The 9,628-nt window shown below is 65.1% G+C and carries 9 protein-coding genes; 5 read left to right on the top strand and 4 right to left on the bottom strand.

The features are described from left to right. Positions 1-132: 132 nt before the first annotated feature. Positions 133-1,002, bottom strand: coding sequence for an SMP-30/gluconolactonase/LRE family protein (locus tag R3P95_RS25930; RefSeq protein ID WP_269596493.1), 870 nt, complete (start codon positions 1,000-1,002; stop codon positions 133-135). Between the two features lie 55 nt (positions 1,003-1,057). Between R3P95_RS25930 and R3P95_RS25925 the strand changes: the two genes are divergently transcribed. Continuing rightward, on the top strand, positions 1,058-1,804 hold the full coding sequence (locus R3P95_RS25925; protein ID WP_269596492.1) for an amidohydrolase family protein: 747 nt from the start codon (positions 1,058-1,060) through the stop codon (positions 1,802-1,804). 1 nt (position 1,805) lies between these two features. Here R3P95_RS25925 and R3P95_RS25920 read toward each other — a convergent pair whose 3' ends face one another. Further along, the gene (locus R3P95_RS25920; RefSeq protein ID WP_269596491.1) at positions 1,806-2,288 is read right to left on the bottom strand and encodes a DUF456 domain-containing protein; all 483 of its coding nucleotides are present in this window, start codon (positions 2,286-2,288) and stop codon (positions 1,806-1,808) included. A 24-nt stretch (positions 2,289-2,312) separates the two neighbouring features. Continuing rightward, positions 2,313-3,509, bottom strand: a complete 1,197-nt coding sequence (gene purT / locus R3P95_RS25915; RefSeq protein ID WP_269596490.1) for a formate-dependent phosphoribosylglycinamide formyltransferase — start codon at positions 3,507-3,509, stop codon at positions 2,313-2,315. Positions 3,510-3,603: 94 nt separating this feature from the next. Between purT and R3P95_RS25910 the strand changes: the two genes are divergently transcribed. Then, on the top strand, positions 3,604-4,680 hold the full coding sequence (locus R3P95_RS25910; RefSeq protein ID WP_269596489.1) for a CaiB/BaiF CoA transferase family protein: 1,077 nt from the start codon (positions 3,604-3,606) through the stop codon (positions 4,678-4,680). Positions 4,681-4,747: 67 nt separating this feature from the next. Here R3P95_RS25910 and yczR read toward each other — a convergent pair whose 3' ends face one another. Next, entirely contained in the window at positions 4,748-6,229 is a 1,482-nt protein-coding gene (yczR, locus tag R3P95_RS25905; protein ID WP_269596488.1) for a MocR-like transcription factor YczR, read from the bottom strand. Positions 6,230-6,520: 291 nt separating this feature from the next. Between yczR and R3P95_RS25900 the strand changes: the two genes are divergently transcribed. The 3 genes from R3P95_RS25900 (at position 6,521) to R3P95_RS25890 (ending at position 9,279) form a co-directional block, all read left to right on the top strand. Next, positions 6,521-7,909, top strand: coding sequence for a Mu transposase domain-containing protein (locus R3P95_RS25900; RefSeq protein WP_283347929.1), 1,389 nt, complete (start codon positions 6,521-6,523; stop codon positions 7,907-7,909). Beyond that, the gene (gene istB / locus R3P95_RS25895; protein WP_269596906.1) at positions 7,909-8,751 is read left to right on the top strand and encodes an IS21-like element helper ATPase IstB; all 843 of its coding nucleotides are present in this window, start codon (positions 7,909-7,911) and stop codon (positions 8,749-8,751) included. Before R3P95_RS25900 ends, istB begins: the two co-directional genes overlap by 1 nt. Before the next feature lie 69 nt (positions 8,752-8,820). Beyond that, positions 8,821-9,279, top strand: a complete 459-nt coding sequence (locus R3P95_RS25890; RefSeq protein ID WP_269596908.1) for a methylated-DNA--[protein]-cysteine S-methyltransferase — start codon at positions 8,821-8,823, stop codon at positions 9,277-9,279. Positions 9,280-9,628: the final 349 nt, after the last annotated feature.

Raw genomic sequence — 9,628 nt, 5'->3', positions numbered from 1 at the left:
CACACGACGGTGCGTGCCACCGCTTCACCATGCCGTCGTTGACAGGCCGACCTCCATATGAGAGCGGCTGCGCCGCATGTGAGCGGAACTTCGACCCCTGCTACGAAGTTCCACTCACATGCGCGGAGCGCTCTACACCCGCACTGCCAGTAGCTTTCCTTCGGTCTCGATCTTGCGCTGATGCTCGTTGAAATCCGGTGCAGCGCAGACGAACAGCGTGCGGCCGTCGGATCCGCCGAGTCCACAAGCGAAGACCCCGAGATCGAAATCGAGCTGCTGAAGAATCTCCCCGCCCGGTGCCACGTGCAGCACTCGCTGCCCCAGCGCGTCGGCGATCCACATGGTGCCGTCGGTGTCGATGCAGCAACCGTCGGCCGCCACCTTCACCTCGCCCATGGCCGTGGCCATGTCCGTCGACGACGGCAGCTCACCGAATTTCGCCCAGTCGCGCCGCTCCCCCAGCGACCCGTCCTCGGCGATGTCGAAGGCACTGACCCGGTTGCCGACCGTCTCGTCGACGAGCAGTTCGCCCGACGCCGTGAAGGCCATCCCGTTGGGGAAATACAGATCCGACGCCACCACGTGCGCGGAACCGTCCGGGTCGACGCGAATCAGATCAGCCGTCTCGACGGGCGCGAAGTTCATCAGATCGAACCCGAAATTACCGATGTACGCGCGGCCCTGCGCGTCGACGAGCATGTCGTTGAGGTTCGCCTTCACGTACGTCGACAGATCGGCGTGCACGGTCAGCGAGCCGTCGTGCTCACGCAGTAGCAACTTGTAGTCGCGCATCGACACGATCAGCAGCCGCCCGTCGGGCAACCATCCCAGGCCCGACGGCTGATTGGGTACTTCGGCTTCGACTCGTACGTCGGAGCCGTCCTCGAGGGCGGACACGACGCGATGGGAGTAGAAGTCCGATACCCAGATCCTCCCCTCGTGCCAGCGTGGACATTCGAAATAGGTGTATCCGTCGAGAACGACAGTGGTCTCCGGTTTCATGTTTCGAATTCAAACACCGCGAACGGTGGCCGCGACGCCGAATGGGTGAGCTGGCATGCTGGGGGCCGTGTTCGACGCCCACCTACACATCATCGACCCGAAGTTTCCGCTCATCGAGAACCACGGTTTCCTGCCCGATCCGTACACCGTCTCGAACTACCTCTACGACGTCGACGGGCTCGGTATCACCGGCGGCGCAGTGGTCACGGGGTCGTTCCAGGGCACCGATCAGAGTTTCCTGCTCGCTGCGTTGGACACTCTGGGACGCGGCTGGGTCGGCGTCACGCAGATCGATCCGGAATGTTCCGACGAGGACATCGTCGCACTGAACGACGCGGGCGTGCGGGGAATGCGGTTCAACCTCAAACGCGGCGAGACGGATCTGCAGATGCTTACCGTTCAGGCGCGTCGTGTCCACGATCTGGTGGGGTGGCACGCCGAACTGTACGTCGATGCGTCCCTGCTGCTCTCGCTCGAACCCGTCCTCGCGAAACTGCCGGCGGTGAGCATCGATCACTTGGGACTCTCGACACAGGGTCTGCCGTATCTTCTCGACCTCGTCGACCGCGGAGTACGCGTCAAGGCAACGGGATTCGGCCGGGTCGATCTCGATATCGCCGACACCCTGCAGCAGATTCACCGGGTCAATCCCGCCGCGTTGATGTTCGGCACCGATCTCCCGGGCACCCGCGCCCCACGCCCGTTCTCGGCGAACGACATCGACATCATTTCTCACGCCGTCGGCGGCGATCTCCCGGCGGTGCTCGACGGCAACGCCCGGGCTTGGTATCGCGTCCCCTGACCTAGATGAGTAGCGCTCCGCCGAGCCACACCGCCGAGGCGAGCAGGGCACCGAACAGTTCCACCAGAATGGACAGACCAGCGGCCTTGGTGGCGTGCACGGTGGATCTCCATGCCTCGGAATGGTTTCGATGCCTGGGCACTTCCGCCACGTAGACGCCGGCGATGAAGCCGATGAACAGGCCTAGGACGGGGATGACGAAGAATCCGACGATGCCGAGCAGCCCGCCGATCATCAGCGATCGCGTCGGCACACCCGCCTCCCGCATGCGCCGCCCGGGCCAGGTGTATTTCACGACGCCGCTGATCACCAGCAGCACCGTCGCGATCGCGAAGACCGTCCACGCTGCGGCTCCGCCGGTGACCCACGCCCACACTGCGACGGCCCCGAAGATCAGGATGGTGCCCGGCAGAATCGGGACGACGATACCGACGAGGCCGACCAGAATCACCAGGCCGACTAGGACTTCTCCGAGCGCACTCATGAGCTCAGTGTGCCCTGTGTCCGGTCAGACGACGGGACGAACCTTGCCCGCTGCCTCGCGTGCCCGGCTCCGTGCAGTGTCGATATCCGACGCCGTCGACACCGCCACTCCCATCCGACGCCGGACGAAGCTCGTCGGCTTGCCGAACAGACGAAGATCGGTCTCGGGGACAGACAGCGCATCGGCGACGCCGTCGAAGTGAATGCCGTCCGCGTCGACGCCGCCGTAGATGACCGCCGACGCACCGGGGGAGAGCAGCGTCGTGTCGATCGGCAGACCCAGAACGGCCCTGGCATGCAGCTCGAACTCCGAGAACCGTTGCGTGCGCAGGGTCACCAGGCCCGTATCGTGCGGCCGCGGACTGACCTCGGAGAAGTAGACGTTGTCGCCCTGCACGAACAGTTCGACGCCGAACAACCCGCGTCCGCCCAGGGCCGTCGTGATCCGCTCGGCAACATCGCGCGCACCGGCCAGGGCAGCGTCGGACATCGGTTGGGGTTGCCAGGATTCGATGTAGTCGCCGGATTCCTGCAGGTGCCCGATCGGCTCACAGAACGAGGTTCCGTTCGCCGCTCGGACGGTGAGAAGCGTTATCTCGTAATCGAAATCGACGAATCCCTCGACGATGACGCGACCGAGGTCGACGCGGCCGCCCGTCAGCGCGTACTCCCACGCCGCCTCGACATCGGCCTCGCTGCGAACAACGGACTGCCCCTTGCCCGACGAGGACATGACGGGCTTGATGACGGCGGGAAAGCCGATGGTGGACAGCGCTTCTCGCACGTCTTCCAGTGAATCCGCGAACGCATAGGGGGACGTCGGCAGCCCGAGCTCCTCGGCTGCGAGACGCCTGATGCCCTCACGGTTCATGGTCAGCTGAGTCGCGCGAGCCGTCGGGATCACGACCGTCCGGCCCCGCACTTCCACCTCGGCCAGGGCATCGGTGGCGATGGCCTCGATCTCCGGCACCACGAAGTCCGGCTGCTGCGAATCGATCAGGGCCAGTAGTTCTTCGGGGTTGCTCATGTCGATCGTGAACGCGTGATGGGCAACCTGGTGACCGGGGGCGTTGTCGTAGCGATCGACGGCAATCACCTCGACGCCGAGGCGCTGGAACGCGATGATCACCTCTTTGCCCAGCTCACCCGAGCCGAGCAACATCACCCGGGTGGCCCCGGGAGTGAGCGGAGTACCGATGCGGACGGGATCTGGGGCAGTCACAGCCCTATTATCCACACCCCGATCAGTTGGACGACCTAGTACAAGTTAGTCTCCATTCACATTCGCAGCTGACGAGTCGGAACGAGGCAACAACGTGTCGAACACTGGTGGACCGCTGACAGGGCTCCGAGTCGTCGAACTCGCGGGCATCGGGCCCGGCCCGCACGCCGCGCTGCTGCTGGCCGACCTCGGCGCAGACGTCGTACGCGTCCAACGCGCAGGCCAGGTGTCCCCACACGACCATCAGCTGCGCAGCCGCACCATCGTCGAGGCGAACCTCAAGGACCCCGCCGACATCGAGAAGGTCCTCGGCCTGATCGAGCGCGCCGACGTGCTGATCGAAGGGTTCCGCCCCGGCGTCACCGAACGCCTCGGCCTAGGACCCGACGACGCCCTGGCCCGCAACCCGCGTCTGGTCTACGGCCGGATGACCGGCTGGGGCCAGGAAGGTCCCTGGTCGCAGACCGCCGGCCACGACATCAACTACATCTCCGTCACCGGTGTGCTCAACGCGATCGGCCGTGCGGGCGAGCGGCCCGTGCCGCCACTGAACATGGTCGGAGACTTCGGCGGCGGCTCGATGTTCCTCGTCTTCGGCATCATGGCGGCGCTCTACGAGCGCCAGAGCTCCGGGCAGGGCCAGGTGGTCGACGCAGCGATGGTCGACGGCACCGCCGCGCTCTCGCACATGATCTGGTCGTGGCGTGGCGTCGGAGCCTGGAGCGACGACCGTGGCACCAACCTGCTCGACACCGGCGCGCCCTTCTACGACACCTACGAGACCTCCGACGGCCAGTACATGGCAGTCGGCTCGCTCGAGCCACAGTTCTACGCTCAGTTGCTCACCGGATTGGGCCTCGCCGATGCGGACCTGCCGCCGCAGATGGACAAGTCCCGCTGGCCCGAGCTGCGCGAGAAGTTCACCGAGACGTTCCTGTCCAAGACCCGCGACGAGTGGGCCGCGATCTTCGACGGCACCGACGCCTGCGTGTCACCGGTCCTCACCTTCGCCGAGGCACCGAATCACCCACACATGAAGGATCGCGACTCGCTCATCGACGTCGGTGGCGTCACCCAGCACCGTCCGGCACCGCGGTTCTCCCGCACCGAAAACGGAGTCCCGACGCCACCGCCCTCCACCGCAACCGACATCGGCTCGGTCTGGAGCTGATTGCGCGTCGAACTCGAAGTTGTGGACGGATTTCGGCTGATTTCCGTCCGTAACTTCGAGTTCGCGGTCAGAAGACCAGCGCCGGTTGTTCCGATTCGACGCTCGGGGCCAGTGCTCGATACGCCGCCGCCGTCGCCATCACCGCGGCCCGAAGCTCTTGCGGCTCACGGGTGTACGGCAGCCTGAGGTAGCGCTCGAAGGCACCCTCGACGCCGAACCTCGGTCCCGCGGCCAGCACTGCGCCGAAGGCGGGAGCGGTGGCGGCGAGCGCACTCGACACCGGTGCGGGTAGCTGCAACCACAGCGACATGCCGCCCTCGGAGCGGCGGTAGCGCCAGTCCGGAAGATGTTCGGCCAGAGCGTCTTCGAGCACCTCACGACGCTCACGTAGCTGCGACCGACGGAGCTCGAGCGCCGGTTCCGCGTCCTGCAGCAGGAACGAGGACGCCAACTGATCCATGATCGACGTGCCGAGGTCGTGTGCTGCCCGCGAGCCCGCCAGCTGCGAGACGAGCGACGGATGCGCCCTGATCCATCCGATGCGCAGGCCACCCCAGAACGACTTCGATGCCGACCCGATCGTGACGATATCGGACCCCGAGACCCGCCCGAACGACGCGACCGGTGGGGGTGGTGGGGCGTCGAGCCACAGATCCACCATGGTCTCGTCGACGATGAGCGTCATGCGCGTGTCACGGGTGATGCGGGCGAGCTCCGCTCGACCCTCGGCACCCAGCACCTGGCCGGTAGGGTTGTGGAAGTCCGGAATCAGATACGCCACCTTGGCGGCAGTTTGCCGTGCGGCACTGCGGATCCCGTCGAGATCCCAGTCGCCGTCGGCCGGACGCACCGGCACCGGCACGGGACGGGCACCGACTCGCCTGATGGCTTCGAGCGCGTTGGGATAGGTCGGATGGTCGATCAGCACTCGATCACCGGGCGAGGTCAACGTGCCCAGCAACAGCCGGACCGCCTGCTGCGCACCGGACGTCACCATGATCTGATCAGCAGTCGTCGGCAGGCCACGCTCGACGAAGCGTTGCGCGATGGCCTCCCGCAGTACCGCCAGACCGATGGGCTCCATGCCGTGCGTCGGCAGATACGTCGGAAGTGCCTGTAGCGCAGACTCGTACGCCGCGGTCATGGTGCCGTCCGCCGCCGCCATGGCCGCGTGGGACATGTCCACCACCGGACCCGACGGTGTCGTCGACTGGATCAACAATCCGTTGGGAGTGGGCGCAGCGGGCAGCGCGACGGTACTGCGCGATCCCTGCCTGCTGATCAGATACCCCTCGTCGCGCAGGACCGAGTACGAGGACGTGATGGTGGTACGACTGAGATCGAGAGCCGCCGACAGATCACGCTCACTGGGCAGACCGACACCGAGCGGAATGCGACCGTCGTGAATGAGTAGTCGAACGCCGTCGGCCAACGCCCGATACGTCGGACGCGACGCCTTGCGCCTCCCGGATCCGTCCGAGGACGCGTCGCCGCGCCAGCTGCCGAGATCGCGGGCCAGTGACGCTGCATTGAGGACTCTCGAAGCCATGCCCACCAGTATTCGCCCACTGGTCTTCGACTTTCAAGTCCATTGAGCTTTTCACTGGACTGCCACCTGAGGTCAGGTGAATACTGGACCGATGCCGAGCAGCACGCTCTTCGACACCACCATCGGCCGTTGCGGCATCGCCTGGACCGATGACTGACGGCGCTCATCGAAATTCCCCACTGACGCTCACTGAAATTCCCCACCCGTGTGGCACCGCCAACGAGGGCGGGTCTCCCCGGATGCTGATGGTCTCTGACCACACACCAGCTACCCGAAGGAGACCCGCTCCTCATGCTTACACGGGAGGAAGACGTGGAAATACACGCCCTGCATCAACGAGGCTGGAAGATCGCCGACATCGCGAGGCATACCGGCCGCGACCGCAAGACCATCCGGTCCTACCTCAACGGGACCACCACCCCCGGAGTGCGTAAACGCAGCATCCCGGACCCGTTCGAGGTGTTTCTCGCCTACGTCATCGCACGCCTGTCCGAGGACCCGCACCTGTGGGTCCGCACCCTCTGCGACGAGCTCGAAGACCTCGGCTATGCGATGTCGTATCAGACGCTGCACCGCAAGATCCGCGAGCTCAAACTCCGTCCGATTTGCAAAGCCTGCCTCACCGCGACCGAGCGACCCAACGCAGTGATCGATCACCCTCCTGGTGAAGAGACTCAATGGGATTGGGTCGATCTACCCAACCCGCCCGCTTCCTGGGGGTGGGGTTCGATGGCGCATCTGTTCGTCGGAACGTTGGCGTGCTCGGGCAAATGGCGCGGTGTCCTCGCGCCGAACATGACCCAACCGCATGTCGTCGACGGACTCGACCGCATCTGCCGGGGCCTCGGCGGAGTCAGCCGAGTCTGGCGGTTCGATCGGATGGCGACAGTCTGCCACCCCGACTCCGGTCGCATCACGGCCAGCTTCGCGGGCGTCGCCAAGTATTACGGTGTCTCCGTTGCCATCTGCCCACCCCGCCGCGGCAACCGCAAAGGTGCGGTAGAGAAGTCCAATCACACTGCAGCCCAACGGTGGTGGCGCACAGTCGCCGACGATCTGACCGTCGAGCAAGCCCAATCAAGCCTCGACCGGTTCTGCAGTCTGCGCAGTGACACCCGGCTGCGGCCCACGAAAGACGGGAAGGCGTCGGTGGCGACGATCGCCACCACCGAGGGGTTGCATCCGATGCCCGCGGCTGCATATCCGGCGATCCTGACCACCGACCGGGCCGTCTCGCGCCAAGCGCTGGTCTCCTATCGCGGCAACCGCTACTCGGTCCCACCCGAACTTGCCTGTGCCGCTGTGACAGTGACGCACGTTCTGGGCTCCGATGTCATCGACATCGTCACCACATCCGGCATCACCATCGCCCGACATCGTCTCGCTGCCGATGGCACCGGGGCGATGGTCCGCGATCACGGACATGTCTACGCCCTCGAACAAGCAGCGATGGCGGGTGCGAACACCGGCCGTCCGCACCGCCGCAAAGAACGGATCCCACCCGGACCCGACGCTCTCGCTGCCGCCGAGAAGCTCCGAACCTCGGCCGAATCAACACTGTCCTCCAGAGATGGACGGCGCGAAAGCGGGAGTCACGCAGCCGAATCCACTGACACAGGCGCGGTTATCTACGACCTGTCGATCTACGAACGGGCCGCACACGGGAGGAACACCCTCTGATGGCCGACAAGAAGACAGGCGACCGGATGCCGGCACCGAACACGACCGAAGCGGCGAGTCTCTATCAACGTCTGCGCGGGCATCTCGCGGTCCTCAAACTCCACGATGCCGCCGAAGCGTTGCCCTCGGTCCTCGACCAAGCAGCAGCCGAGAACCTGTCGATGACCGCAGCGTTGGATCGGTTGCTGTCGATCGAAGTCGAGGCCACCGAGGCACGCCGGTTGACCGGACGACTGCGGTTCGCGTGTTTGCCAACTCCGGCGTCGCTCGAGGACTTCGACTACGACGCCGCCGCGGGTGTCGATCGCAAGCTCATCGACGAGCTCGCGACCTGCCGATACCTCGAGACGGCGACGAATGTGCTGCTCATCGGCCCACCCGGAGTCGGGAAGACACATCTGTCGGTCGGACTCGCGAGAGCTGCTGCGCACGCGGGGTATCGAACGTATTTCACCACCGCAGCCGACCTCGCTGCCCGCTGCCATCGAGCTGCATTGGAAGGGCGGTGGGCGACAACTATGCGTTTCTACGCCGGCCCGACGCTGCTGGTGATCGACGAACTCGGCTACCTTCCACTGCCCGGTGAGGCAGCGTCAGCGCTGTTTCAGGTTGTCTCACAACGGTATATGAAAACATCGATCGTCATGACGACCAACCGCGGCGTCGGATCGTGGGGTGAAGTGCTCGGTGACAACACCGTCGCAGCAGCCATGCTCGACCGGCTCCTGCATCGCTCCGTCGTACTCAACCTCGACGGCGATTCCTACCGGCTACGGGACCACAACGCCAGATCGGAGAAGCTCCGCAAAGCCACCACCGGAACCCGCCAACCACTACAGTGAAGACCGCTCACGAGTGGGGAATTTCGGTGAGCGCGGTTGGGGAATTTCGCTGAGCCTCGTCATGACGGCGTGGTCGCAGTCGCCCTGCCCGAACCATCGGACGAGGCGATGACGGACTACCTCGCCGGCTTCGATGCAGTGGAACGACCGGTCGACGCTCTCGCGGCCGACGCGATCGAGAGGATCGTCGCCCTGCTCGATGGACGTGCTGTCGACATGAGCCCCGTTCCGCTGGTCCTGGACGTCTCACGGTTCGACGCCGCGGTGTACACCGTATGCAGTGGGATTCCCCGCGGCGCGACACTCACGTACGGCGACATCGCCCGCCGACTCGGCCAACCCGGCGCAGCCCAGGCCGTAGGCGGTGCGCTGGGACGCAATCCTGTACCAATTATCGTCCCGTGCCATCGGGTACTCGGTGCCGGTACGGAAGTCGGCGGCTTTTCGGCACCGGGTGGTACGAATACCAAACAAAAGATACTCGGTATCGAGGGTGTACCGGGATTCGACGAGCCGAGGTTGTTCTGACCCAATTCCGGCTGAGCTACCGGCGCGTCGCTGCAATTACAGGTACTGCCTGCCACCCCGGCGTCAGTATTGGCACCCATACTCCATCCACTGTCGACGCAGCGACACCGGCTGATGTCAGTGCGGAGCCCAACGCACCGATCGAAGTTCCGTCATCACAAGTCAACTCGACAGTTCCCGAGTAGTCCGCGTCCACGGGTGCGCGGCAGACGACACCACCCTTCAGTGTCAGTGCCTCCACGTTTCCGCCAGCCGGCCCAGTGAACACCGTCGGGAGTGTCAGATTAACGGTGGATCCGACCTTGGCGTCGGTTAGTTTCCGTTCGGGGTGATGCGTCCTTCGAAGGTG

The sequence above is a fragment of the Rhodococcus cercidiphylli genome, assembly GCF_033042225.1.
Classification (GTDB): domain Bacteria; phylum Actinomycetota; class Actinomycetes; order Mycobacteriales; family Mycobacteriaceae; genus Rhodococcoides.
The sequence above is the reverse complement of the archived record's forward strand: the minus strand, read 5'-3'. Positions and strand labels throughout refer to the sequence as shown.

What these genes read in the sequence shown, in the direction of transcription:
- R3P95_RS25930 (WP_269596493.1), bottom strand. Translation starts at nt 1,002, where the DNA reads ATGAAACCGGAGACCACTGTCGTTCTCGACGGATACACCTATTTCGAA.
- R3P95_RS25925 (WP_269596492.1), top strand. Translation starts at nt 1,058, where the DNA reads ATGCTGGGGGCCGTGTTCGACGCCCACCTACACATCATCGACCCGAAG.
- R3P95_RS25920 (WP_269596491.1), bottom strand. Translation starts at nt 2,288, where the DNA reads ATGAGTGCGCTCGGAGAAGTCCTAGTCGGCCTGGTGATTCTGGTCGGC.
- yczR (WP_269596488.1), bottom strand. Translation starts at nt 6,229, where the DNA reads ATGGCTTCGAGAGTCCTCAATGCAGCGTCACTGGCCCGCGATCTCGGC.
- R3P95_RS25900 (WP_283347929.1), top strand. Translation starts at nt 6,521, where the DNA reads ATGCTTACACGGGAGGAAGACGTGGAAATACACGCCCTGCATCAACGA.
- istB (WP_269596906.1), top strand. Translation starts at nt 7,909, where the DNA reads ATGGCCGACAAGAAGACAGGCGACCGGATGCCGGCACCGAACACGACC.